The sequence below is a fragment of the Roseibium sp. QJM3NY_11 genome (assembly GCF_056173175.1).
Genome location: NZ_CM149660.1, coordinates 1,003,601 through 1,030,314, shown reverse-complemented (window position 1 = coordinate 1,030,314; position 26,714 = coordinate 1,003,601). Strand labels below are relative to the sequence as shown.

The window sequence follows — 26,714 nt, the reverse complement described above, 5'->3', positions numbered from 1 at the left end:
CTTGGGGAGGGGCATCCATGGCTTTTTTTACCCGCAAACCCGACGGATTTCCGTCCTACTACCTTGCGGACAATTCCGGATCCGTTGGCGCCGCGGCGTTCCTGCTGGGCAAGGACGCCAAGTCCGCCGACGCCACGCTGACCATTGATCAGGCGCTGAAAACCGCCTCGCTCGGCGGTATTTTCATTTTTTCGCCCAGTACGCTCGACATCGGAGATGCCGCCGCGCAGCAGGCCTTCGCGTTGGGGATCTGGTCCCTGGTCGCGCGCGCGCCGGCAAACCGCGGCATTGTCTGGATCAGCGACCCGAAGACCCTGACCGATCGGGATCTGGTGCCGTTCCTGGGCCTGGCGGACGACGGCAGCTCTCTTGCCTCCGGCCTCGTCAACGGCCTGGTCGTGTCGGCCATGTTGCTGTCGGTGGCGAACGGCATGAAAGTGTCGCTGGACGGCACCACCCTGAAACTTGCAGGCAGCAGCAGCAGCGGCATCGGTTTTTCCGGCGACGACGCCCCGGTCATGCGCGACGCGGCGGACGGCGAAATCGGCTTCGCCGGAACAGAGCGCGGCTGTATCAGCTTTCTCCCCTACATCCAGCGGCGGCCCTTGAACGACGAGTGGAACTGGGGCTTTCATTTCATCAGCAGGAACGACGCGTCGACGACAGGCATGTCCTCCGAATGGCTGCCGCTCGCCGGCATCGAGAACGGCAGCGACATGATCGGCTTTTCGGCCCGGTTCGACCTGGCCGACACGCTGAACACGATCGTGCCGCTCAATGGCACGGCATCGGACACACCCCGCTCCGGTCTCTGGTTCACAGGATCGAATATCGACAGGTCCCGCACGCTGCTGCGCTCTCACTACCGGACGGTCAGCGGGGACAAGGTGACCCTCTACCCGGTCGGCACGGACACGAGCGGACCGGGCCTTGCGACCGCAGGTTTCATCTTCTCGGTCGGCGAGCGTGTCTCAGAGACCACGGTCGATTTTCATGCCGGACCGTTCGGCGATTTCGTGATCGACACGCCGCCCGGACCGAACGGCACCACCGCCGAACTGCTGTGCGGCCTTTCCGGGGCCGAGTTTGTTTCGGTTCTGCCCGGACAATCGGCCGACACCGCCGCCCGCATGCGCTTTTTTCCCTACAAGCCCGCCTATACGGATGTCTTTCCGCCCATCGTCGCCTCGCCCACCGGGCCGCAGGCCGACACACTGACGCTGCTCACAAGCGAATACACCACATCGTGGGTGGCCATCATGCCGCCGGCCGCGGGTCAGGCGAGCTATGCGGCCCAGCCGGCCGGCGCCGCGCTCTTCGGCTACGATCCCTATGTCTGGGCGAAGCAAAAGGATGTCCTTGGCCACGTCGATCCGGGCCAGAAACTGCCCTCCGACGGCAGCATCGCCTTTCCGATGGTGCCCTATGCCGGCTTTCAGCCGTCGAGCCTGCCGACCGGGTTTGATGAAGACAAGAGCCGCGATTTCGAAAGCATGATCGTGGGGCCCACGCGCCGCGGGGAAATCGGCCCTCCGACCGGCGACGCGGTGCTGTCCGCAAGGGCACACGCTTCCGGCAAGGCCCATTTCAGCGGGCTTGCCGCATCCGGAGCCCGCGATGGCGAGACCCGGTTCACGACCCCTTCGGGACTGATCGCCACGATCGACACGGCAAGCGGCAGCGCGGACTGGCTTGAAATTCTGCTGGGCCAGATCACCACACCCGAGGCCAGCACGATGGCTTTCGAGAAGCCGACCGAAGCGCTCCAGGGTGCTTTCCAGACCAATGATCTGTTCCTGGTGGTCGCCAACGACAAGCATCTGGTGCGCGACGGGGGCAGCTTCGAGAACACGCTCAATATCGGAGGCTGGACGCTCGGCGCAAACATCGGCCAGTCGCCGCAATACGGCGATTACGCCAACGTGATGATCGTCAAGGGCAGGCGCGGCAGGCTCTACGATCCCGATCTTCCCAAGGATCAGAACCTGGTCGCCAACCCGTCCAAATGGACGTCGGCGGGTGTGTTCGCGGCACCGACAACGCTCCAGCGCAGCGACACGCCGGATTCCGCGCAGCTCATCAATCTGTCGCAATGGCTGCAGGATTATTTCGAAGACGCCCTGGCCCAGCCGGACAAGGAGAGTTTCAGGGCCTTCAATGACATCGCCCGGGACGAGAACTGGACCGGGGTTATCGTCCTGCGCGCCAAGATCGTCAGCCCGCCGTCGGACCTGGCCGGCATCTCCGCGGGCGTTCGCGATGTGGACCGCTACTATGCCCACCATTTCGCCATCCGGATCAGCCAGATCAGGAGCGATCCGAACGGCAGCGGCATTTCCATTGACGGGCAGAGTTCGGTCTATGGGCTGATCTACTACGAAGACAGCGCCTATGTGCCCCCCAAGACCGGTGAACCGGTACAGCCGGTCGTGCCGCAGCCCGCCGCGGATTACGATTTCATCACGCTGACGCTGAAGGTCCTCTTCGAGAACACTTCGGTCAAGACCTTCTCCAGTTATACCCAGCTCACCATGAACCGGTTGTTCGGCAGCCTGGTGACCGACATGGGCACAGGGGGCAATCCCTACAACTCCGTCGTCCTTGCCGGAACCTTCCAGGACAACAACGACAAGCCGACCTACGGCATGAAGACCGCCGGCGACTTCATCTACAACATGACAAACAACGTTCTGGAGAAAGTCGAGATCATCTCAGCCGAGATGCTGACGATCGCGCCCGGCCCGCCGAGCACCCAGATATGGTTCGCCCTGAACGGCTTTCTCGGCTTCCACGTGATGAAGACGATCGAAGGCGAGCCCGTCGACTATTATTCGTTCGGCGGCGAGACCGGCAAGGAACAGCCGCGCACGGGACTGAGCTTTTCCAAGCTCGGGCTCGACATGTCGTTCGATACACCGGATCCGGACGCACCGCCGGAAGTGGTCAGGAACCGGGTCATCGACTTCAACAGCTCGCAGATCGGGTTCAACATTCAGGCCAGCACGCCGCGTCCCGGCAGTTTGTTCGAAGCGTTCTCGCTGGACCTTGAAGGCCTGGTCAGCGGGCCGTCCGACGGCGACAGCCCGGCAGCGCTCGGCTATCTCGATGTGGTCACGAACGCCCGGATGGGCGGCCTCGGCAAGACCTGGAACGGCCTGAAGTTCCGCCTGAACCTGGGATCGGCGGGAGAGTTGGCGGGCAAACTGGGGCTGAACGCCTATCTCCTGCTGGCCTGGGCCCCCGACAGCACCGCGGGACCGGACGTCAACAACGTCATCAACTACCGCGCCACCACCGGGCTGCACATGCCGGGTACATCGAATGGCGCCCCCCTGATCAGCCTGCAGAATGTTCTGGCGATGTCCTACGGAACGATCCAGCTGCTGTACGAGGACAAGCCCGGCACCCTGCTGCACCCGGCAACCTTGCACCCTCTGGTCCCGCGAACCGCGCTTGCAGGGCCCGCCGACAAGCAGTTCATGCTGCTGCTGAACGAAATCGCCATCAAGTTCATGGGGCTCCTGAAACTGCCGCCCAATGGCAGCACCGCTTTCTACCTGTTCGGCGACGCCGATCCGGGTGCCAAAGACAAGACAGGGCTGGGCTGGTACGCGGCCTACAACAACGAGCCGAAGAAGCAGGACGACGCCGAAACCCGGGGGACGAAGCCATGAACGTGCAGCCGAAACCGGGATTTGGTGTCTTTGCCGACGGCCGTTCGCTCGCCGATCTGATCAAGGATTTCGCGGCTTCCGCCGAAGCAACCAACACCAACCTGTCAGCCGAGGGGCTGACGAAACTGAAGACGTGGATCGGCGACAGCAAGCTCCGCTATTTCGTCTACAACGCCAAGGGGTTTGGCAATCAGGCCAACACCGTGAACCTGATGAAGCGCCTGCTTCAGCTCGGTTTCACAAACAACATCGAACTGATCTACGACACCACCGGACACGAGGAAATGACGGTGCTGCAGAAGCTCGCCGTTCTGCTGCCCGGCCTCGATCCCGCCAACCCCCAGCCCTATGAGCTGGCTCCCGGGACCGTGATCACGTTTTTCCCCTACACCGAGAACGGTGAACGGAAGGTGACCGGTCTGGAAGGAGAGCTGCCGCTTTGTATCAACGGCGGTTCGGAGATGAAAAGAGAGGCCGCTCCGAACCTTGCCGACGTGTTCAAGGTCGATTTCTATCTCCAGGTCCAGCCCTACATGTGGGAGATCGTCAACCGGGTCGACAACCCGCGCAGCCTGCTGCTTGCCAAGGACGCGGATGAACCGATCGTGCTGCCGCAACAGGCAAGCCTGCAGGGGAAGCTTTATACCTACCGGGCCTTCGCCATGGCGCAACCAGCGGTGCCGAACTGGACCCAACTCCTCGAAATTCCTGAAAATCTGACCAACCGGAACAGCATTGCCGTCGCAAAGGTCCTCTCGGAAGCCGCTGTCGCGAAAAAGATCACCATGGCCCCGGCCTATGGTCTTTATGACAAGCCGTTCGGCAATCCGGTCACCGGAACCGCCACCAACATCGCCTTCCAGTACATTTCGGCAAATGCGCTCGCGCAATCGAGTGGCACGCTCGGCAAGGCCCCGGTCGTGATAGCGATTCTGAGCAATCTCCAAGAAACAACCTGGCAGAGAATTGCGTCCTACTACCCGCTCGCCGACCAGCCGCCGGTCAGGCCGGCCCCGCCGCCATCCAAAAGCAGCAGCGACAGCGACAGCAGCGGAGACGACGACTTCGGCTACGGGTACGAATCCGAAGAGGACGAATTCGACGAGACCCTCTTCAACGTCCAGTCCTGGTGTTATCTGAACGGCCTGGTCCGGCCGGATGCGGATACTGGCAAGGAAGGCCGCATCCATATCGCGCCGACCATGGAACCGGCCGAGCTTGAGAGACTGATCGCCACCCTGACGGATAAGGACGTTCTGGTCATCGGCGCCCCGCTGATGCCCCAGGATGCCTTCAACTATCTCTATTCGATCGCCGGCATCCCGTCCATGTTCGAAGGTCAGGGCACGGCCAATCTGGCTCTGAATCTGGGCAAACCGTTTTTCAAACTCAACACCAAGAAGGTCAAATCCTATCCGTCCGCCTTCGGCAACGGGTCGGATGACCGTGCCGCCGTGATCAGCGCCAGGGCGGCAGAACTGGAGTCCCTGACCTACGACAATATTCAACTGGGCTATTACGATTTCAAAACCGGCTCGAAGAAAGGCGATCTAGTCGTTGCACTGTCCGAAGTGATCGGCCAGATGACGCGAGGTGCCAAAGGCTTCAGCGAATACTTCGAGGAGATCGAACGGTTTTACGGTGCCAGCGCCAATGACAAGCTCCTGCAGGCACTGGTCTTCCTGGTAACAACCCAGGTGGAGGATGCCGGTGGGACACCTCACGCCTTGCGCCGGTTGGCCGTGGCGGCTCTGGAAGAGGGCGACACCCCGCTCGACAAACTCTACCAGCAGATCGAGAACGCGATCAGCAAGGGCGTTCTGTCGCTGATCCCGACGGTCATTCCGGACGGCCCCTTCGCCGAGTTTCTCACCGCAGTGATCGAGGGCAGCGATTTCAACATCGGTTCGCCGACCTCGCCCGTTCAGGTCACCTTCCCGGCTTCGCGCGACAAGATCACCGTGACCGGCCGGACACAGGACTTCCTGGGCATTCCGCTCAAGGCCACCGTCGTCTTCACGATGAACGAGAACGGCAAGGACATCGACGCCGCCTTCACGCTCTCGGTGGGGGAAGTCTCCCTGGCCGGCGTGCAGTGGTTCAAGCTGGACTGCCTGAAGGTCGACGCGACCATTCCGGGCAATGACAACCGGATGCACGGCACGATCTCGTCGAAGATCGAGATTGGCGGCAACCCGGTGTCGTTCGATCTGGCGTTCCCGAGTTCGGCTGACGGCAAGGTTGTCATTGATGGCGATTTTTCGGTCAATCCGCCTTCGCTCGACGACCTGTTCAAGCTGCTCGGCGGTCTGAATTTCATGACCACGCTGCCGCCGCAGATCTCTTCTGTGGCCAATATCGAACTAAGGAAGCTGAAATTCGGTTACGATTTCAAGGCCAGCCAGATCAACAGCTTTCAGCTGACGCTTGAAAACAACAAGCCCTGGCCGCTGTTCGGCAAGCTGGAACTGAGCAAGCTGGCCTTCGACATCGGCCTGATCGAGCCGACAGGCGCGCGACAGATCACCTGGAAGGCGTCGACGAATGTCGTGATCGGCTCTGCCGGTGGCAGCGTGGACGTCACCGTCAGCTACCCGAAACTGACCGTCACCGCGGGACTGAAAGACGGCGGCCCGCCCATTCCGGTCGGCGATCTCGTCACGTTTTTCCTGCCCGACAACTACACGATCAATCTGGCCGCCGTCGTCTCCAGCTTCGACATGACGGTCACGCCCGGCGAGAAGGGCGCGGCGACCATCTACAAGGTGAGCGGCGGGCTCACCATGGACGACGCGGTCTGGAAACTCAGCCTGGGCATTGCGAGCTTCGCGCTGACCAACGTCTTCCTGATCGTCGAGGGCCAACAGGGCGAGACCGAGAAGCAGACGGCGGTGACCGGCGCGCTGACAGCCAACACAAAACTGGATTTCAAGACCGACTCCGGCGCCGACCTGGCCGTTCCGTTCACCATCACCGCGGCCTATCGCGAAAAGGGCGTCTGGTTCTTCAGCGGCAAACAGGGCGACAAGCCGATCCGTGTCAAGCAGATCGTCCAGGCGTATCTCGGCGACAACTGGTGGGTCGACGGGCTGCCGAACCTGGATATCTCCGATCTGGCCTTCACCCTTCAGACACCCGAGAAGGGTGCCGATCCCTCGAAGGCGTCCTCCTACATGGTCGGCGGTTCCATCCGCGTCTGGAACACGCCCCTGGGCGACAGTTTCGAGACCGTCATCACCGGACGCTTCGGGCGCGGGCAGGTCGACCAGACGAAGCGGATGTTCGCGGCGATGGGCAGCCGGGCTCTGGTTCCTGTCCTGAACGACGCCGGCGCGATCGTCCCCCTGGCCGGGCCCGCGCGAAACACCGAACTGCTGGTCACCGATGACGGCAGCTACGGCATCGTGACCGCCGACATCACCTGGAACAACATCGAGCTGCAGCTCTATTACAACTACGCGCCGAACAAGCGTCTCTACGGGTTCTACTGGAAAATCCTGCACGGCGAAATCGACAGTTCGACCAACACGGCGACGATGACCTTCACGGATTCCACCACGCTGGGGTCGATGGTCGAGATATTCATTTCATGGCTGACGGGCTCGAAGTTCGGCCTCGGCGCGCCGTGGAACCTTTTGAACAAGATCAAGCTGTCCAATTTCAAGCTGATCTGGAACTTCACCGACAAGACCGTCCAGTTCGACATCGAGATCGGCCCGATCGATCTGATCTTCGCGCGGATCGACAGTTTCGGCATCAAGTACGAGCCCTCCGACAAGAGCGTGAACGTCACGCTCAAGGGCAGTTTTCCGTGGATGCAGTTCGTCTCCGCCGAGGAAGCAGGCGCCAACACCACCGATCAGCTTGGCTGGAATGCCGCCAATCCGAGCGAGACACCCGCGCCTCCCGGCGGCGGCAACAAATATCTGGACCTGCGCCTGCTCGCGGCGGGCCAGCATATCAAGGTCGCTGGCCTGCAGGCGGTGAAATCCGTTCCCGAGGCCATCAAGATCCTGGGCGAGTTGCCGGTCCCCAAGGACGGGGAATTGCCGCAGATAGGCTTCGATCCGACGAACAACTGGATGTTCGGCACCGATTTCGGCATCCTGAAAGTCGAGAGCGCCAATTCGAAAAGCGGCGAACTGACCGTCCTGGTGTCCGACGAGGGCGGCGCAAAATACACGTTCACCCTGCAGATCGTGTTCACCGATCCCACGCTCTACGCATTGAGGATCGCCCTGGACAAGGACGCCCCGGCGGCCAAGATCTTCGCCGGTCTCGACTTCCAGATCATGTACCGGAAGCTCAGCGAAGGCCTGGGCGTGTTCTCCGCCGAAATCGTGCTGCCCACGATCATGCGCCGCATCGACGTTGGCGCGGTGACGATCACGCTGCCGACCTTCGGGGTCGAGATCTATACCAACGGCGATTTCAAGTTCGATATCGGCTTCCCATGGAACGAGGATTTCTCGCGCTCGTTCTCGGTCGAGGCGATCATCCCGCCGGGAATTCCGGTCCTTGGATCGGGCGGATTCTACTTCGGCAAGCTGCCCGCGATCGCGGTCGACCAGTTGCCGAAGGCCACCAACGGTTTCTTCAACCCCAACATCGTCTTCGGCTTCGGCGCGCAGATGGGCCTCGGCAAGTCGATCGAATACGGGGTGCTCAAGGCCGGTTTCAGCATCACGGTCTTCGGCATCATCGAAGGCATCCTCGCCAAGTGGAACCCCTATGACAAGGTGTCGACCGGTGGCGGGGGCGGTGCTCTGGCGCTTTCCGGCGAATATTTCTTCTGGCTGCGCGGCACCTTCGGCGTCCTGGGCCACGTCTACGGATCCGTCGACTTCGTGGTGGTCAAGGCCTCCGTGGACATCCGGCTGAAGGTCTATGTCCAGGTCACGCTCGCCGCCTACGAACCGATCCCGGTGACCGTGTCGGCCGAGGTCACCGCCAGTGCCAGCATCACCATCAATCTCGGGCTGTTCAAGATCCATCTGAGCTTCAGCTTCGCGCTGAAGATCACCGAAACCTTCGAAATCGGCTATCTGCAGAATCCTGCCGACGCACCCTGGCAGGTCGAGAAGAGCACCGATGGCGGACGCCTGTTGGCCCCGTTCGCCGAACGCATGAACATGCGCTCGCACAACGCCTTCGACGCGCGCGGGCTGCGACTGCTCGCAACGACCGTACCGGTCTGGTCGCGGCTGGACCCCCGGCCGGCGGAACAGCGCGCGCCGCTCACCGCCTATGCGGGCTTCGGCCTGACCGTCGCGGGGGACCGCGCCTTCGACAAGACCGGCGCGCCGAACCTGGCACTGCAGTTCCCGGCCTATATCGCCAGCCTCTTCATCGAGGGACCCGGCGCCGCCAGCCAAGACGATCCCGCGAACATGTTGCGGGCCGCCGGCGCCGCGGCGGACACGTCCTTCGACCTGCTCGCCAAGATGGTCGCCCGCTGGGCCATCGCCTCGATCCAGAAGCAGAACGTCACTGTCGACGCGGTCGACGGCATCCAGGTCGATGACATGGACCTCGCCGGGCTGATCGAAGCGCTCGGCGATGGCAAGAGCAATCCGATGCCGATCACCTCGGCGGACGTTGAGACCTTCCTTGGCGGCCAGTTCAAGATGACCGTCAGCCTGCCGACCGACGACAACACGGTCCAGGCGGCCTATTTCCCGATGCCGATGGGCCTGGGTGTCAAGGCGCCCAAGATCGGCAACCAGGCCGCGCTCGACTACGCCTTCGGCGGCTACAACGCCGTCGATCCGGACTTCATCAGCTGGCTTCGGGACTATTTCGATCAGCTCGCCGTTCAGGTCCAGAAAGAAGAACACCCGATCGAGGACGCCGTCGTCCTCGGTACCGGCGATGTCTCGGTCGCCAGTTTCATCCAGGGCGACTATTTCGTGCTGGTCATGAGACAGATGCTGCAGGCCATGCGCGAAGGGCTGCGCGACTTCAAGTATCCGCTCGCCCCGGCCGCGCTGCCGAACGATATCGTGAGCTGGGTCAACACCACCGGTGAGCTTGAAAAGATTGGCCAGCCGTTCTCGCTCTACGACCTGTTCAAGGGCAACGAGACCGCTGCCCTGGCCGCCGGCAAGGTGATGAAGTTGCCCTTCGTGCAATTGACCCTGTCGGACGGGGACACTTTCACATCGCTGGCCGAGGGCAAGGGTTACAGCGCCACCGAGCTTGCGAGCGAAAATGCCACCATCGCCGGGATCCTGACCGCCGGCGTGCCGATCAGCTACAAGGGCGAAAAATATGTCACGTCCGGCTCCGAAACCCTGACGATCCTGGCCGGACGCATGAAAGCCACGCTGGCGGAAATGCTGGCGGGAACCGACATCCTGACCCATGACGGCCTGCTGTTGCCGTTGAGCGCCCTGACCCTGCCGCTGCACGGCTACACGACCCGGTCCGGCGACACCCTGGGCAGTGTCGCCGCCGGGCACGGATTGACGATCAACGATCTTGCCGGCGTTTCGCGCGGCAGCGTCCCCAATCCCGTGGGCACCGGGAACGGTGACGTGGCGGGTCTTTTCGAGGCGGGCACGAACGCGGTGCTGAACCTGGTCTACCTGCCCCGCTTCCCGGTCAGCACACTGCTGGCCGAGGTGCAGCGCACGGGAACCATCAGCCATCTGTCGGGCATGACCTCGCGCTATTACCTGCACGGACTGAGGCTGCCCACGGCAAAGATCACGCCGAAGAAACCGGGCATGTGGGTGGCGGACAGCGGCGGCACCCTGACCCTGCCGGACTTTGCAGGTCTCTATGCCCTGACCGGCCAGCAGATCGGCGTCGAGGCCCTGCCGACAGCGCCGCTGTCTCTGAACCTCACGGTTCCGGGCACCGTACCGTGGCTGTCGTTCGCGGGCGGTGCGACTCAGCTGTCCTTCGAGGTCACGCCGCCGGAGGAAAAACTGCCCGACGGAAACGAGAACTATCAGCGGCTCAAGGCGGTCTCCGACTATTGCCGCAAGAACGTGCTGGCCGCCGGTCCCCGAAGCATCTCGGCCACGGCCAGAGCCGATCAGGAGCCCGCGCGCTTCCCGCTGTCTTCGTCGATCCTCTGGCAGAGCCTGGCCGCGGTCCCGTTCCCGAACGGCCCCGTTCTGGACAATGCGGTGGCACGGATCTGGCCGCTGCCCGGCTCGATGGTCAGCCTGTCGTCTCTGGGCACCGACCAGAGCGGCCTGCTCAGCCAGCCGAGCCCCGCCTTCGTTCTTCAAAAGGTCACGACCGACCAGGCCACCGGTCTGCCGGTGGACGCCGACATGCAGGTCTTCGGCTGGGCCTCGAGCATTCGCTTCGTGGTCAAGAAACTGCCCGGTGGCGCCGCGACCTCCGCGGCCCAGAAAGACACCTACGAGATCACCGGCGCCAGTGCCGACGACACGGTGATCCTGGAACGGATCGTGCAGTATGTCACCCAGGACAGCGCGTTCGCCTCCATGGCCGTCGGCTTCCAGAGCGCCAGCGAAAGCACCGGCGAAGTCTTGCGCGCCGAGGTCGGACCGGGCGTCAGCTTCGGGATCTCCCAGTCCAACCTGTCGACCACCACGCGGCCGCCGGCGGGTTTCATCGCCGAAGCTGTGGCCGAACCGGCTCCCGCCAACCTGCTCAACAAGCCGACGGATCTGATTCGTCTGCTGTGGGAAGCCAGCATCACCCGCAACGGCGGCTTCTTCCTCTATTACTACGACGATGCCAGCAAGTCGGGTCTCCCGGACGAAGCCTTCAACGACAAGGGCGAGGCGGAGCTGAACCTGATCGTCCAGTACCAGCCGACCGTGCGCCTGCAGCCGTGGATGAACGCCGTCACGACGGGCGATCCGATCGACACGTCCGCGACCAACGTGGTGGCCAGGACCGACAGCACCCGGCTCGACCATGCGATCGCCGGCGTCGACAGCCTGAGCGGCATCGTCAGACGTTACAATTCCACCCTGGTTTCGCTGGTCGAGACGACGGCAGCGGCCATCGGCCTGATGGCCGGCGCCGTCCTGAAGCTGAGCAATGCCGTCTATCAGGTTCCCTATGACGGCTCCGCACCCGGTGGCAACCTGGATGACATTGCAAGCCATTTCGCGATGAAACCGCAGGACATCAGGGACGCCAATCCGCGCGTTCCCCCGGCATACTGGACCGACGGGCTGCCCAATGGCACGGCGATCCGTCTGCCGGATGTGGACCGCACTGTCGGCACCTCGCCAGGCGGCACCTCCCTGCAATCCATCGCGAGCTTCTACGGCACGTCGCCCCTCGCACTGGCCGGCGCCAACGCGGCCCGTCCCGGCCTCCTGGCCACCGGCGGGCAGGTCTCCCTGATGACCGGCCCGCTGGCCCAGCACGGGTCTCAGGCCGCCGGCACGCAGCCGGTGACCGCGGTCCGCGACGGCTTGCCGGAGATCCCGGACAACCCGAAAGATCCAGGCTTCGCGTCCGGTTATCTCCTGAACGACTACACGCTGCTGGCCTACCGGGTCGAGGCGAACGCCGATTTCATCGCGTCCAACCTGGGCCTGCCGCTGTCGCAACAGGGCAAGACCACACACCCGACGAACGACAAGATCCGGTTCGCGCGCCAGATGACGCCCGACGACGATCTGGTCTTCGAGACATCGGTGCCATATGTCGATCTCGCCAGGGACAAGCCGGTCGGAGACAATCCCTACGATGCCAACGGACGCCTGTTGCAACTGGCCTTCGGCTGGAACGACGTGTTCGGCAACAAGATGGTTTCCGACGTGGATCTGGGCACCACCGCGGCGGGCAAACTGAACGGCACGCCCAGCCTCACCGGTTACACCGACCTGGTGATCGGCGTGGCGCAATGGCCCTCGATCAGCGCGCACTGGACGGTGGCCGACACCGAACCGGCGGGCGATGCGTTCGTCCTGTCGGTCCGGCTTTCATTCGACGCACAGCCCTATCTGCCGGACCTGAACGACAAGACCGACGGATGGAAAGCGAAGGCCCGTGCCGGACTGGAGACGGTCACGGCGATCCTCAACCAGATCGCGGATCCGAGCGGACTGAGCTTCAGCATCGACACGACCCTGCTGCCCGATCCGGTAATGGTTCCCGAGGCACAGATCCTGCCTGCCTCCAACACTGCAACCCTGGCGGCCTGGCTGACGGCGATCAGGGCCTTCCTTTTGCGTCAGACCGGATCGGATCCCGCCGACAAGTTCGATAGCAAGACCGACTTCGTGATCACGGTCCAGGACAAAAAGTCCCGGGTTCCCGCAACAGAGGTCTTCGAACTGGAACTGGGCCTGACGATCGCCCGGACAAACGGTGTCGCGGAAGGCGATTTCGCGGCCATTCCCGGCGTTCGCAGCGTCCGCAGCAAAGTCGCGCCGCTCGCGGATGTCGGCTCGGCCGCAGACGGACTTCCGGGAGATGGAAACGTGCTGGCGAGTTTTGCCAAGGCGCTGGAGGACACGCTTTCGGTTCCCGGCAAGAACACGCTGAGCGTGGCCACCGGCACCAACCGCTACGCGCCCGGCGCAGGCGTGACACAGGCAGCCGTCTGGGCGGTCCGCCTGGGACAGAATGCTTCGGACACCGGCATCGGCTTCGCCGTGGCGGATCCGTCGCAGCCTGAAATCTTCGCACCCGAGCCGGTGTCGAACACCCTGATCTCGCGCACGGTGCCCATTTATCCCTATACGTCTCTGGACGACTATCAACCGTCGACAAACACCTTCACCACCACACCCGGTTCCAAGGCGTTCTCCGGGATCGATGCGGATCGCTGGGTGAAGGAATTCTTCGCCTTTTTCGACACGTTGCTGTCGCCCGAATACTCCTCCTCGATCCTGGTGATCGACGCGCGCGCCCAAAACAAGCCCGCTGGCGTCACCAGTTTCCTCACTGCATTTGCCGACCAGAAGGAAACCCTGGCCGGCATTGCCTCCAACCTGATGGCCGAAGTCTACCAGGGCCAGCCCGGCACCCGTCTGGCCTCCGCGCGCGAGGCGCTGAGGCAGAGCCTGCTCGAACGCTTGTCGAACCTCTACACGACACGCGCCGCCGTCAGCTTCGGCGCTCAGGTCAAGGCGAACATCCCGCAAACTCCTGACGAGAAGACACCGCAGCTTTACGGCAATCTGCAATGGGTGAGCGATCCTCAGAAACTCGCCAGCCTGGTGACCCTGACCTCCCCCAAGATGCCGCTTGCCGACGGTGACAACCAGCCGGTCACCTTCCTGCTGCAGTCGCCGCAGGTGCTCAAGGTCGACGGCACGGTCGTCGACGAGATCGAACTCGACCTCCGTTATGCCGGTGCGGCCCTGGAGCACCAGATCGCTCCGGTCCCCGGTGTCGAGGGAAACTATTACGCATCCAGCTGGCTGTCGCCGGTGGACAAGGCTTTCGCGCCGCTCGCCGGCGACCTCGGCACCTTCAAGGTACCGATCCTGCTGCGGGGCTTCCCGTCGACGCCGAGGATGGAAGCCCAGACGGGCGCCGCGACGCACCCTGCCTCCGAACACCTGTCCGATCTGACCCAGTGGACCTATGGCCTGACCTACAGCCTGGATTTCCATTATTCCCAGGACCGCGTCTACTCGGAGGTTCTCTACAACCTGATGGACAATGGCGCGGCTTTGCTGGCCTCGCTGACCGATGCCTTCCAGGGCCTGGCTCAATTCATCACCAGCCAGTCGGCGGTGGTCGAACTGATCAACGCGAATGTTCCCCAGATCAGTGCCGCCACCTCCGACCAGAAGAAGATCGAGGATGCCGCACTCGCACTCGGTGCCTTTTACAAGATGGCCACCGACATTGCCGCCCAGGCGGCTGGCGTGACAGCCGGTCAAGCCATCACGAAAGACGCCCTCGAAACCGCCAGCCTGAAAATGGTCTCCCGGCAAAGGGCGCTGGCTTCCGCCGACAGCTACGCATTCTACATCGAGGAAAGCGCGCAGACCTTCGAGTTCAACTCCACACCCGTCTCCGCCTGGATCGTCACGCTGACCTCCACGGACGGCGCGCCGCCACCGGAACTGACGGGCGATCCGGCAATCCGGATCGGCGGGTACCAACAGATCCTCGTGCCCGCCTTGAGCGATGCCGCCAAGGGTATCTATGCCTATGGCTATCAGTCCGGTCCGGATGACGCCTGGGCTCAGGGCGCCGCCCTTCAGGGGATTGCCGCGCGCAAGGTCGTTCTGCCCGGTCTCCAGATCCTCGATCAGCAGGATGCCATCTCGATCGTCCATCTGACCCAGAACGAGGACGTCGGCGGCAAGATCAACCTGCCGTTCGTCTACAAGACGCCCTCTGTCTCCTTCGGCAATCCGTTCCACCCGACGATTTCGACCAGCCAGCCGGTCGACATCGCGAAGCTGGGATCGCCGGACGGGCTTCCCGTGCGGCGATCGCTCGACGCGCAATTGACCGCGCTCTTCACGGCGCTCTTTGCGAGCGGGTTCAAGGGCGAGGCGACCATCCAGTTCGATGTGGGCTATTCCTACGCGTTCACGGGCGGGCTGGACAAGATGGCCGTGAGCATCCCCGTCGCCGTGCTGCCCCCCATGACTGTCTCGGTACCGGGAACCGGTGCGGGCCAGAAGGCGCCGCCGATATCCGGCATGATCACGACCCTCAGTGCCGCGATCCAGGACTGGTCACAGGCCTATGCCCCGTCCGGTCAGGACGGGAAGCTGGGCTTCAACCTGACCATCATGTCGAACCTGACCAGGGAACCCATGCCGCTGTTGAACCTGATGACGCTTGAACTGCGCGTCGACGACATCGTGCCGCCGTTGCCGAACCTGATCTGAAGCCCGCCGGAATCTCAGATCTGCGGCCGGCCGAATCCGACGCGCCTCCCCCGGCCTTGACGGATCGGAACGCGGCCATCCGTGGCGCGGCTCAAACGGATGCCAGATCAGTCAGATGCCGCGTCCTGACCCCGAAATTTCAGCAAGGCAAGCGCATTTTCATGGCAGACCATGGCGCGCTCCTCGCCGGACAGCGGGGCCTGTTCGATCCAGTCGCCGGCCTCGGACGCCTGTTCGAACGGATAATCGACTGAAAAAAGCACCCGGTCCGCACCCATCATGTCGAGGGCACAGCGCAGCGGCGCGTCGGCGCACATGCCCGAGGTGGTCACCCAGATATTGTTCCTGAAATACGCGGACGGATCCTTTTCGAGGCGCATGGGTCCCCGGTTGGAGATCTCCCAGCGGCTGTCGAGCCGCCACATCAGGTAGGGCAGACATTCGCCAAGGTGTCCCAGCACCAGCTTCGCACCGGGATACCGGTCGAATGTACCGGCAAAGACCAGCCTCAACGCATGGGTCGCCGTCTCCACGGTCCACGACCAGACCGGGCCCCAGAGCTCGGGATGCTCATGGTACATGTGCACCCGCTCCGGCGGGTTGTTCGGGTGGATATAGACCGGCACTTCCAGATCCGAGACACGCTCCCAGAACGGCGCATAGCGGTCATCGTCCAGATAGGTGCCGCCCGTCTGGCCATTGATCATCGCACCCTGCATGCCGAGCTGGGTGACGCAGCGCTCCAGCTCGTCTGCGGCGGCGGCGGGGTCCTGCATGGCAAGATGCGCGAAGCCACCATAACGATCCGGCCGCTGCGCCATTTCGGCCGCCAGGAAATCATTGACCTGTCGCGCCAGACGCACGGCGGTTTCGGTGCGCTTTTCCGCCTGGACACCGGGCCCCGCGAGGGACAGGACAGCCTTTTCGACGCCGATGCCATCCATGGCACCGAGCCGCATCTCGCCGAAATCCTCCAGCGCGGTCCGCGCCTTGCCGAACAGGTTCGGGCTGATGTTCGGCGCGGTCGTCGCCCAGTAGTCGACGAAATCGGGATGCATGAAGTGTTCTTCGAGCGCGATCTTCGGGGTCAGGGTCATTCCAGGTCCTTCAAAGTTCGAAAATCTTCTTGTCGGTCTTGTGCAGGCAATCGCCGACGCCGTCGGAGGTGACCAGGTAGTTGTCGCAGATCACCGCGAACACCCGGCCGTCGTCGTAGCCCGGGTGAACGGCCAGGCACATGTTTTCGGCAAGCGGCAAGGTCTCGTCGCTGCGGATCAGCGGCCGCTCCACCATCTCGCACCCCTGGCCATGGGCATAGAGCCGGATCTCCGGCGGCAGTCCGCGCGCTTCCATCCAGGCGTCATGCGCCGCCGCGATGTCGGCCGGGGCCGCTCCCGGCTTCATCAGCGACAGGGTGTGGTCCTGGGCGTCCTTCACATTCTGGAACGCCTGCAGCAGATGGTCGTCGGCCTTGCCCAGCACCATGGTGCGGGCAATCTCCAGATAAAACCCGCCGGGACCGTTGATCTCGATCAGCAGCGACATGTGATCGCCGGACTGGATCTCCCGGGTCTGAAACGGCCGGTTCATGAATCTCGACGGCTGGCCGAGAGGCGCGGACAGGCCGAGATAGATGCCCTGATCGGACCCGAGCCTGCGGCCGACGGCTTCCGCATGGGCGGCCACGTCGCGATCGGTCAGACCCGGCCGGATGAAGTCGCAAACCTCCTCGAACACCTTGTCCTGCAGAGCGGCGACCTGACGGATCAGCGCGATTTCCTCGGCGCTCTTGACGGCCTTCACCCGGTCCAGGGCGTCGGTGACGTTAACCGGATCGAACGCGGTCTCCAGCGCACGCATCAGCCCGTGCGGCAGCGCCGCCGGGCACACTGTTCCGACCCGTACAGCCCCGGCGTCCTTCAGGGCGCTCACCACGAGATCGCTGTCGTAATCGATGGTGTAGTTGATCGAGTGGAAGGACGGCGTGCCCAGGATCCGCTCGACACCGCGCGTTGCCGGTGCCGCCCGATCGGTCTTGCGGTCGGTACCGAAGGCCCCCATCTCGATCACCGTCATCGGCCGGTCCCGGAACAGGATCACCGTGCGCGGGTAGCCATTGTTGGCCGGCACATCGGTCAGCCAGCGCACGTAACCGCCCATCCAGTCCTCGCGCGCCTGGCAGACGATCGCATCGAGGTCATGCGCCTCCATGACGCCACGGGTGACGGCCCAGCGCCGCCCGAGCTCCCCCATCGAAACCGGAGAATTGGTCATCGGTCCAGCCTTCCTTTCAGTGCGGACACACCGCCTTTTGCATAGTCGGTCATGTTCGCCGCCAGGATCGGCAGCGCCTGCTCCCGGTAAACGTCGGAAAACCCGCCGATATGCGGCGTGACGATCAGGTTGGGCAGGTCCCAGAGAGGATCACCGGCCGGCAGCGGTGATCTGGAGAAGACATCCAGGGCCGCACCGGCGATGCGCCCGGCACGCAAGGCTTCTTCCAGCGCATCCTCGTCGAGACAGCCGCCACGGGAGATGTTGATCAGAATGCCGGTTGGCTTCATGGCGGCAATCACCGCCGCGCCGACGATGTGATGGGTCTCCGGGGTGTAAGGTGTCAGCAGGATCAGGAAATCCGCGGCGCCGGCCGCTTCGGCAAGCTCTTCGCGCGGGTGGATCTTCGCGAAACCCGGCGCTTGGCTGCGACCGCCGGAAACGCCGGTGACCGTCATGCCGAACGCCGCGAGAATGCCCGCGAGATGCTCCGCGATGGCGCCCAGGCCGACAATGCAGGCCGTGCGCCCGTTCAGGATCGGCTGCGGCCAGCGCTCCCAGGCATGCGCTTTCTGATTGGCCAGCATCTTCGGAAAATCGCGCAGCGTGGCCAGCATCATCATGACGGCCAGTTCCGACATCTGCGGCCCGTGAATGCCGTGGCAATTGGTGATCGCGATGTTTTTCAAGCCCTTCAGGTTATCCACCCCCGTGGTCAGAGCCTGTATCCATTCCAGCTTTTCGCAGGCCGAAATCAGCTTCGGGCTGAGATAGGGGGCAAGACCGACCAGAACCCGGGCGTCAGGCGCCAGGGCGAGCGCCTCCTCCTCCGTTGCTGCGGACTTGAATTCCAGATCAGGCACGGTCTCGGCCAGTCTGGAGGCATAGAAATCGGCGTTCGATTCCAGGATCAGGATCGACATCGGGTCCTCAATACAAGATGGATGGCAGCCACAGCGCCAGGGACGGGATAAGAAACAGGATCGCGATCAGGATGACCGGCGCGATCAGGAACGGCAGGATCGACCGGTAGAGCTCCTGCATGCGCACCTCCGGCATCTGGGCACGGATGATGAACAGGTTCATGCCGACAGGCGGCGTGATCAGGCCGAGTTCGACCAGGAGGGCGACCAGAACGCCGAACCAGACCGGATCGAAGCCGAAGCCGGTCACGATCGGCAGGAACACCGGCACGGTGATCAGCACCATGCCGATGCCTTCCAGGAAGCAGCCGAGCACGATGTAGATGACGACGATGATCGCCATCACCTGCCAGGCCGCAAGGTCCGCGGACTGGGCCAGCATGAGCAACGTATCCGGCAGCCGGGTCTGGACGACAAAATTGGCAAACAGCGTCGCTCCGATGATGATCATGAACAACGCGCAGGACACCAGAACGCTGGCCCTGATCGCATCGAAGAGGCCCGTCATCGAGAGGGACCCGCGCAGGAACCCCAGCAAGGCCGCCCCGAAGGCCCCGACGGACGCGGCCTCCGTCGGGCTGAAGATGCCCGCATAGATGCCGCCGATCGTCAGGATGAAGAGCACCATGAACTGCCACGGTCCCCGCAGCGCCCGGACCCGGTCCCGGAACGGGGCCGCGGCCTCGTTCGGCACGGAGGACCCGCGATGGGCCACGACCAGTGCCACGGCGACATACAGCAGAAGCAGCACCAGCCCCGGCAGCATGGAGGCCGCGAACAGGCGCGCCACCGACGTTTCGGTGATCGAACCGTAGATCACCAGGATGATGGAGGGCGGGATCAGGATGCCGAGCGATCCGCCGGCGGCCACGGACGCCGCCGCGTACCCCTCCTTGTAGCCCGCGCGCTTCATTTCCGGCATCGCGATCCGGGTCATGCTGGCCGCGGTGGCGACGGAACTGCCGCAGATCGCACCGAACGCTCCCGACGCCGCCAGGGTGGCCAGGCCGAGCCCGCCGCGCACACCGGACAGAATCACGCGCGCCGCATTGAACAGTTCCGCCGACATGCGCGATCCCGTGGCGATCTCGCCCATCAGGATGAACAGCGGCACGACGGAAAGATTGTAGTTGGAGGCAACGTCGAACATCGTGGTGCCCGCGATGAATTTCGCGGACATCAGGCTGTTCAGCGCCCAGTTGCCGACCAGGCCGATCACGCCCAGCGCCAGCCACACCGGCTGCCGCAGGAACAGCAGGATCAGCATCACGGCGATGCCGCCGAGACCGAGGACAAAAGTGCTCACAACCCGCCCTCTTCATCCGGCGCGGCCGGGGCCTTGCGAAGCGACTGGCGGAGCTGCAGCAGATAGGCCCAGAAAATGCCGACAAGCCCGGTAAAGGCAATCAGCCACAACGGCCACTTCGGGATACCCAGCTCCAGAGAGCGTTCGCCCCAGCGCCAGGCATCCAGTGCCGGTGCGATCATGGCCCAGCCGAAAAAGGCAAACAGAAGAACGCCCGTCAATGCCGCGACGACCGCGAGCCCGCGAAGAACCTTCTGCGGGAAAAAGGCGTCGGCCAGATCGATGACGATCTCTCCCCGGCGGGCCACCACCGGTGCGATGCCGAACACCGTCATGACCAGCAGCGAAATGCCGACCACGTCATACGCTCCCTGGATCGGGATATTGAAGACGGCACGCAGGACAATATCGCCGACCACCACGAGCATCATGACCGTCAGGGCGAGCCCCGCGATCAGATGCATGACCCGGGTCACGGGATCGGTCTTTTCTGGATTTTCGAACATCAGACGCGTCTTTCAGGTTGACGGTGCGGCCTGCCCGGAGGCAGGCCGCTGTGCCGTCATTTCGTGTAGGCCTCAAGGAAGCCCTGCGCCTTGTCGCCCGCACGTGCCTTGCCGTCCTCGACGATGGACGCGAAGGTTTCATGAAGGCTCTCGAGCTGCGCGTCATCCAGCGTGACGATGTTCACGCCCGCATCGGCCATGTATTTGCGGCCGTGCTGCTCACCCTCGTCCCACAGGGAGCCGAACCACGCGGCCCGGTCCGGACCGGTGGTCTCGTCGATCAGCTTCTGCATCTCCGGGGAGAGACGCTCATAGGCAGCATCGCTCATCACGACAGCGAATGTCGCCGATGCGAGCCCGGGTTCCAACGAGTACTTGATGACCGGTCCAAGGTCGAAGGCCATGGTTGCCTCGAAAGGAAAGGTGGCACCGTCGACAATGCCCTTGGAGAGCGCTTCCCCGGTTTCTGCCGGCGGTACCGGCACGGGCGCTGCCCCGAGCGTTTCGACGATCTGTTGCCAGGTCGAACCGGCATAACGCAGGCGGAGCCCGTTCAGGTTGCCCAGATCGCTCGGATCGGTGTTTGCCAGATTGATCTTGAGCGGCGGAGTGACCGCCATCCACAGAATGCGCGTTCCTTCATGCTCGCCGGCGATATACTCGGGCGCGAGTTCTGTCAGGCGGCGCGAGCTGACCGCGCTTGCATCCCCTTCGGAGGGATGGGTCAGGGGAAGCCCGGCCAGTTCCGTCATCGGAAACCGCCCCGGCGTGACCGCATGCAGGAAGATCGCGATGTCCGCGACGCCGGAGCGCACGATATCGAACTGCCGCGGAGCCGGTCCGAGCTGGCTTGCGGGAAACACTTCCAGCTCCAGTTCACCACCGGACTTGTCCGTGAGCTCTTCTCCCCAGGCATTGATAGCCTTTACGAACGTGTGCACCGGCGGCAGAAACGTGGTCACCTTGAGCGTTTCCGCCATCACCGGGCCGGTGAGCATGCCCACCATCAAGGCCCCGGCGACCGCCTTTGTTGTAGAATTCATCATCATATCCTCCTCCCAAATCGCAGCGGGGAACACCCGCCGGTCTCCCGCCCGGACCGGGCGGAAATTCTCAGTGCGTTCCGTCGGCCAGTTCCCTCCAGCGCAGCGCCAGTTCCGGCCAGTGCGCGGATCCGCCGGCCTTCATTGCCTCGGCGCTGCCGGGCGGCAGGTGATCCGTGATCCCTTGCGCATAGGCCGGCACCGCCTTCCAGGCTTCCAGCCATGCTCCGACGCGGGGAAATGTGTCCTCCCAGAGGCCGCTGAACCCCAGCCGGTCGAGCCGGTCGACATAGGCGGACAGGGCCACATCGCTGATGCCGGGGCTGGCTCCGTTCAGGAACGGCCCCTCCTCCAGTTCATTCTGCAGGTCGGTGAACAGGCGCCGCAGATAGATCAGCGCCTGTGCCACATAGGGCGAGGCAAGCCCGTTCTGGATCAGGTCCTTGCGTTTCTTTCCCATCATCGGATCGGGAAACCGGGCCGCCAGCGCGTCGATCTCGGCGCTGGTTTTCTCGGCCAGGATCTTGCCGCGCATCGCGGTAGAAAAACTGAGCGTGTTGATCGCCGCGTGAATGGGCAGGCACCGCAGCAGCCAATGCTCCGCGCGCACCCGGGCGCCCGCTTCTGCCGGCATCAGCCGGCCGCCGAAGTGTTCGCGGTCGAGATAGGCCAGGATCAGGCTCGACTCGACAACGACGAGACCGTCGTCGACCAGCGTCGGCACCACCGCGTCGGGATTGAGCTTCAGATAGTCGGGATCGAACTGGTCGCCCACCTGAAGGTTCAGCATGCGGCTTTCGTACTTGAGGTCCATCAGTGCGAAACCGATACGGACCTTCTGCGAACAGACGCTGGTGGGGGCATGATAAAGGGTGAGCATGAACGGCCTTTCAGAAATTTACCTTGTCGCCACCCTTGAGGCCGAGCATCTCGCGCGCCTCGTCGGGTGTTGCAACTTCGCTGCCGAGTTCTTCCACGATCCGGAGAATCTTGGCGACCTGCTGGGCGTTTGAGTCGGCGAGCTTGCCGCGGCTGATGAACAGGCTGTCCTCCAGGCCGACACGCACATGCCCGCCCATCTGGCTGGCGGTGGTTGCCATCGGCATCTGGGCCATCCCCGCGGCCAGAACCGACCAGCGATAATCGTCGCCGAACAGCTTGTCCGCCGTCTTCTTCATGAACACCAGGTTGTCGATATCCGCACCGATTCCACCCAGGATGCCCATCACGAACTGGATGAAGATCGGTGCCTTGAAGAGCCCCGCATCCATGCAGAATTTCAGGTTGTAGAGGTGACCGACATCATAGCACTCGTGCTCGAACTTGATGTCGTGCGGAGCCAGGGTCTCGGCGGCCTCGCGAATGTCCCTGAACGTGTTGCGGAAGATATTGCCGTCGGAATTGGCGACATAGTCGCGTTCCCAGTCGAACTTCCAGTTCTCGTAGCGTCCCGCGAGCGGATGAAACGAGAAATTCATGCTGCCCATGTTCATCGAGCACATTTCCGCGCTGAACGTCGCCGCGGGCCTGATCCGGTCCTGAATGGAAAGCGACAACGATCCGCCGGTCGAGATGTTGACGACCGCGTCGGTCGCCTGCTTGATGCGCGGCAGGAACGGCGCGAAGTCGGCGGGATCGACGGAAGGCGCCCCGGTCTCGTTGTCGCGCGCATGCAGGTGCAGGATGGACGCGCCCGCTTCCGCGGCGTCTATGGCCTGCCGGGCGATGTCGTCATAGGTGTAAGGCAGCGCATCGGACATGGTCGGGGTATGGATCGCCCCGGTGACCGCGCAGGTTATGATGGTCTTGTTGCGTTTGCGAGCCAATGCCGCCTCCCTTTTCAAGTCTTGTTTTTCACAACCCGCCGAGACAGCGGGAACAGTTCCAGGCCTGTGCGCGCCTTCAGGGTTCCCCAGAGCCCCTTCGGCGCCTTGAGCATCACGACGATCGCCACCATCCCCAGGATCAGCAGGTAGGTAGATCCGAGATCGGCCAGGGTTTCGCGCAGCAGAAAGAACACGATCACACCGATGATCGGCCCTTCCAGCGTGCCGATGCCGCCGATCACGACGATGAAGATCACGAAGGCGGTCCAGTCGTTGACACTGAATGCCGCATCCGGCGAGATCCTGAGCTTTTGCAGGAAGATCAGCGCTCCGGTCATCGCGGTGAGCCCTGCCGTGAGCACATAGACCGCAAACTTGTGCCGCCAGATGTCGATGCCGAAGCTTTGCGAGGCCAATTCGCTGTCGCGGATCGCGGTCAGGGCCAGCCCGCTGCGCGAGCGCAACAGGGCGTAGATCACCACAAGCACCAGCACCGCCATGCCGAGCGCCAGCCAGTAGGTGGTCGCCTCGCGCATCGACCGGCTGGAGGCGATCGATTTCACGAGCGCGACCGGCAGGCTGGTCCCCGATCCGCCGCCAAGCGCGGATACCTGGGCAAAGGACAGGCGGAAGACCTCCGCCATCACCCATGTGCCGATCGCGAAATAGGCCCCGCGCAGCCGGAAGATGAGCAAGGCGACCGGAACGGCCACCAGCGCTCCGAGGACCCCGGCCAGCGGAATGGCCGCGAGCGGCGACAAGCCGGCGAACATCGCCAGGGCGAACAGCATGTAACCGCCGAAGCCGACAAACGCCTGCTGGCCGACCGAGACCAGACCCGCATAACCGGCGAGCAGGTTCCACAGGCACGCCAGCGAAAGATAGAGAAAGATCTCGCTGAGGAGCCGCATGTCGGCGCGTCCGGCCCACCACGGCGCGGCGACCAGCAGGACCAGGACCACAAGCCCCAGGACCGCCGCGGTCACGGCCGTCTTCGAGGATCGCGAAATCTTGTGAGTGTGTGCTGTTGTCATCAGTCGATCCTGGGAAACAGGCCGCGCGGGCGGACGGCGAGCACGAACAGAAAGGCAAGGTGGCCGGCAAGCAGCTGCCATCCCGGATTGATCTGGGCGCCGATATTCTGGCTGACGCCCAGGATGATGCCCCCGATCAGGGTGCCCCAGAGATTGCCGAGGCCGCCGATGATCACCGCTTCAAAGCCGAAGATCAGCCGACCGGGCCCGATCGACGGATCGAAACTCGTGCGGATGCCGAGAAACACGCCGGCAATGCCGACCACGGCCAGGGACAGGGCCATGGCCAGTCCGAAGACATGAGCCTTGTTCAGACCCATGAGCTGGGCAATGTCCTGATTGTCGGACACCGCACGGAAGGCCCGGCCGAGGGCGGAGTAATAGAAGATCCACTGCAGGCCGGCGATGACAGCCACCGCGACGGCGAACATGAGCAGCGGCAGAACCCCGATATTGAGATCGCCCGGCAACGACAGGCTCGCGGTCTCAAGGGCACCGGCACTCATTTTCTGCGGGTCGGCGCTGTAGATTTCCAGAAGACCGTTCTGGATGATCACCGACAGGCCGAAGGTCACCAGCAGCGGCGGCAGGATATCGTCGCCAAGCGTGTGGTTGAGGATGCCGCGCTGAAGAACGTACCCGGTCGCCGCCATCACCGGAACAACCAGAACCAGGGCCGTCAGAGGTGACAGGCCCAGCGTGGTCGTGATCGTCAGGCCGAGAAACGCCGCCAGCACGATGAAGTCGCCGTGCGCGATGTTGACCAGCCGCATCACGCCGAAAATCAGCGACAGGCCCGCGGCGAACAGCGCGTACAGGCCGCCGAGCAGAACACCTTGAACAATGGCGTTGACCCAATCCATCTCAAACTCCGAAATAGGCGGCGCTGATGGCTTCGCGGGACAGCTCCTGTGGCCGCCCCTCCAGCGAAACACGGCCTTCCTGAAGGCAATACACCCGGTTCGACACGCTCACCGCCTTGGCAATGTCCTGTTCCACGATGATCGCGCTCATGCCTTCGCCGATGATTTCCGGCAGCGCTTCGTAGATGGACTTGATGATGATGGGGGCGAGGCCGAGGCTGATCTCGTCGAACAACAGGATGTCCGGATTGGACATCAGCGCACGTCCGATCGCGACCATTTGCTGCTGTCCGCCGGAAAGTGCGGTCGCCGGGACGGCCCGCCGTTCTTTCAGGACCGGGAACAGTCCGAAGACCTTTTCCAGAGACCAGGGACCCCTGCGGCCCATCTGACCGCCGATGATCAGGTTCTCTTCGACGGACAGGGACTGAAACAGCTGGCGGCCTTCCGGCACCATCGCGATTCCCAGGCGTGCGACCTGGTCCGCCCTGAGGGCGCCGATGGCCTGGCCTTTCCAGGTGACCATCTGCGGCCCGTTCGACAGAAGCCCCGTGATCGAGCGCATCAGCGTGGTTTTTCCGGCTCCGTTGGCGCCGATGATCGCAATGACTTCCGCCGGATAAACGTCGATTGTGACCCCGAAAAGCGCTTGAAAGTCGCCGTAATGCGCTTCCAGGGACCGGGTGGAGAGCAGCGCGTCAGGCATCGGCATCCACTCCCATGTAAATCTCCTGCACCGCCTGGCTGGACATGGTTTCCTTCGGGTCGCCATCGGCAATCTTCCTGCCGAAGTCGATGACGATCAGCCGGTCCACCACGGACAGCAGGGCATGGACGATGTGTTCGATCCAGATCAGGGACAGTCCGGTCTTGCGAATGGTGTTGATGGTCGCGACCAGGTCGTGACATTCCTTTTCCGTCAGGCCTCCCGCGATTTCGTCGAGCAGAAGCACCTGGGGCCGCGCGCACAGGGCCCGGGCCAGTTCCAGCCGCTTGCGTCCCAGCAGGGTCAGACTGCCGGCCGGGTCGTTGGCCTTGTCGATGAGGCCCGTCAGTTCGAGAACTTCAAGGCAATGGGCATTGGCGGATGAAAGCGTGTTCCTGGTTCCGTGCGTGGCCGCCACAAGGGTGTTCTCGAACACGGTCATCGCCGAAAACGGCTGGGGAACCTGAAATGACCGGGCGATGCCGGACCGGCAGCGCCGGGCCGCGCTCTGGCGCGTGACATCGCGGTCCTTCAACAGGATCTGTCCCCTGTCGGCATGAACCGTGCCTGTGATCAGGTTGAACATGGACGTCTTGCCCGCGCCATTGGGGCCGATCACGCCCAGGGCTTCGCCATGGCCGAGCTGATAGCTCAGCTCGTCCGCGACGGTGATGGCCCCGTAGGCTTTGGAAACGCCCTTGAGTTCCAGAACTGCTGTCATTCAACTCCGCGCCTTTAAGTCTGATCCGGAGACG

General features: G+C 63.3%; 14 protein-coding genes. 2 read left to right on the top strand and 12 right to left on the bottom strand.

The genetic code is table 11. The features are described 5' to 3' along the window. The first annotated feature begins 17 nt into the window (after nt 1–17). Complete coding sequence (locus AC0VX3_RS04695; RefSeq protein ID WP_475523750.1) at nt 18–3,674, top strand: hypothetical protein; 3,657 nt, start codon at nt 18–20, stop codon at nt 3,672–3,674. Continuing rightward, on the top strand, nt 3,671–15,478 hold the full coding sequence (locus AC0VX3_RS04690; protein WP_475523749.1) for a LysM peptidoglycan-binding domain-containing protein: 11,808 nt from the start codon (nt 3,671–3,673) through the stop codon (nt 15,476–15,478). The genes AC0VX3_RS04695 and AC0VX3_RS04690 overlap by 4 nt, the downstream gene beginning before the upstream one ends. A gap of 107 nt (nt 15,479–15,585) precedes the next feature. Here AC0VX3_RS04690 and AC0VX3_RS04685 read toward each other — a convergent pair whose 3' ends face one another. The 12 genes from AC0VX3_RS04685 to AC0VX3_RS04630 form a co-directional block, all read right to left on the bottom strand. Continuing rightward, nucleotides 15,586–16,575, bottom strand: a complete 990-nt coding sequence (locus AC0VX3_RS04685; protein ID WP_475523748.1) for an amidohydrolase family protein — start codon at nt 16,573–16,575, stop codon at nt 15,586–15,588. Nucleotides 16,576–16,585: 10 nt separating this feature from the next. Continuing rightward, a complete protein-coding gene (locus tag AC0VX3_RS04680; protein ID WP_475523747.1) occupies nt 16,586–17,752 on the bottom strand; it encodes a M24 family metallopeptidase in 1,167 nt (388 codons plus the stop codon). Next, the gene (locus AC0VX3_RS04675; RefSeq protein WP_475523746.1) at nt 17,749–18,675 is read right to left on the bottom strand and encodes a D-2-hydroxyacid dehydrogenase; all 927 of its coding nucleotides are present in this window, start codon (nt 18,673–18,675) and stop codon (nt 17,749–17,751) included. Before AC0VX3_RS04675 ends, AC0VX3_RS04680 begins: the two co-directional genes overlap by 4 nt. Before the next feature lie 7 nt (nt 18,676–18,682). Beyond that, complete coding sequence (locus AC0VX3_RS04670; protein WP_475523745.1) at nt 18,683–19,981, bottom strand: TRAP transporter large permease; 1,299 nt, start codon at nt 19,979–19,981, stop codon at nt 18,683–18,685. Beyond that, nucleotides 19,978–20,487 (bottom strand): TRAP transporter small permease, encoded by a 510-nt coding sequence (locus AC0VX3_RS04665; RefSeq protein ID WP_342895585.1) that lies wholly within the window; start codon nt 20,485–20,487, stop codon nt 19,978–19,980. The genes AC0VX3_RS04670 and AC0VX3_RS04665 overlap by 4 nt, the downstream gene beginning before the upstream one ends. A gap of 56 nt (nt 20,488–20,543) precedes the next feature. Next, nucleotides 20,544–21,530: a TRAP transporter substrate-binding protein gene (locus AC0VX3_RS04660; protein WP_475523744.1), complete on the bottom strand. Its 987-nt coding sequence runs from the start codon at nt 21,528–21,530 to the stop codon at nt 20,544–20,546. Between the two features lie 70 nt (nt 21,531–21,600). Further along, complete coding sequence (locus AC0VX3_RS04655; RefSeq protein WP_475523743.1) at nt 21,601–22,410, bottom strand: glutathione S-transferase family protein; 810 nt, start codon at nt 22,408–22,410, stop codon at nt 21,601–21,603. Nucleotides 22,411–22,420: 10 nt separating this feature from the next. Next, complete coding sequence (gene kce, locus AC0VX3_RS04650; protein WP_475523742.1) at nt 22,421–23,356, bottom strand: 3,5-dioxohexanoate:acetyl-CoA acetone transferase; 936 nt, start codon at nt 23,354–23,356, stop codon at nt 22,421–22,423. Between the two features lie 14 nt (nt 23,357–23,370). Further along, nucleotides 23,371–24,390 (bottom strand): branched-chain amino acid ABC transporter permease, encoded by a 1,020-nt coding sequence (locus AC0VX3_RS04645; RefSeq protein ID WP_475523741.1) that lies wholly within the window; start codon nt 24,388–24,390, stop codon nt 23,371–23,373. Beyond that, nucleotides 24,390–25,253, bottom strand: a complete 864-nt coding sequence (locus AC0VX3_RS04640; RefSeq protein ID WP_342895590.1) for a branched-chain amino acid ABC transporter permease — start codon at nt 25,251–25,253, stop codon at nt 24,390–24,392. The genes AC0VX3_RS04645 and AC0VX3_RS04640 overlap by 1 nt, the downstream gene beginning before the upstream one ends. Nucleotide 25,254: 1 nt before the next feature. Next, nucleotides 25,255–25,965, bottom strand: coding sequence for an ABC transporter ATP-binding protein (locus AC0VX3_RS04635; protein WP_475523740.1), 711 nt, complete (start codon nt 25,963–25,965; stop codon nt 25,255–25,257). Next, nucleotides 25,952–26,680, bottom strand: coding sequence for an ABC transporter ATP-binding protein (locus AC0VX3_RS04630; protein WP_475523739.1), 729 nt, complete (start codon nt 26,678–26,680; stop codon nt 25,952–25,954). Before AC0VX3_RS04630 ends, AC0VX3_RS04635 begins: the two co-directional genes overlap by 14 nt. Nucleotides 26,681–26,714 lie beyond the last annotated feature (34 nt).

What these genes read in the sequence shown, in the direction of transcription:
- AC0VX3_RS04695 (WP_475523750.1), top strand. Translation starts at nt 18, where the DNA reads ATGGCTTTTTTTACCCGCAAACCCGACGGATTTCCGTCCTACTACCTT.
- AC0VX3_RS04690 (WP_475523749.1), top strand. Translation starts at nt 3,671, where the DNA reads ATGAACGTGCAGCCGAAACCGGGATTTGGTGTCTTTGCCGACGGCCGT.
- AC0VX3_RS04685 (WP_475523748.1), bottom strand. Translation starts at nt 16,575, where the DNA reads ATGACCCTGACCCCGAAGATCGCGCTCGAAGAACACTTCATGCATCCC.
- AC0VX3_RS04680 (WP_475523747.1), bottom strand. Translation starts at nt 17,752, where the DNA reads ATGACCAATTCTCCGGTTTCGATGGGGGAGCTCGGGCGGCGCTGGGCC.
- AC0VX3_RS04675 (WP_475523746.1), bottom strand. Translation starts at nt 18,675, where the DNA reads ATGTCGATCCTGATCCTGGAATCGAACGCCGATTTCTATGCCTCCAGA.
- AC0VX3_RS04665 (WP_342895585.1), bottom strand. Translation starts at nt 20,487, where the DNA reads ATGTTCGAAAATCCAGAAAAGACCGATCCCGTGACCCGGGTCATGCAT.
- AC0VX3_RS04660 (WP_475523744.1), bottom strand. Translation starts at nt 21,530, where the DNA reads ATGAATTCTACAACAAAGGCGGTCGCCGGGGCCTTGATGGTGGGCATG.
- AC0VX3_RS04655 (WP_475523743.1), bottom strand. Translation starts at nt 22,410, where the DNA reads ATGCTCACCCTTTATCATGCCCCCACCAGCGTCTGTTCGCAGAAGGTC.
- AC0VX3_RS04645 (WP_475523741.1), bottom strand. Translation starts at nt 24,390, where the DNA reads ATGACAACAGCACACACTCACAAGATTTCGCGATCCTCGAAGACGGCC.
- AC0VX3_RS04640 (WP_342895590.1), bottom strand. Translation starts at nt 25,253, where the DNA reads ATGGATTGGGTCAACGCCATTGTTCAAGGTGTTCTGCTCGGCGGCCTG.
- AC0VX3_RS04635 (WP_475523740.1), bottom strand. Translation starts at nt 25,965, where the DNA reads ATGCCGATGCCTGACGCGCTGCTCTCCACCCGGTCCCTGGAAGCGCAT.
- AC0VX3_RS04630 (WP_475523739.1), bottom strand. Translation starts at nt 26,680, where the DNA reads ATGACAGCAGTTCTGGAACTCAAGGGCGTTTCCAAAGCCTACGGGGCC.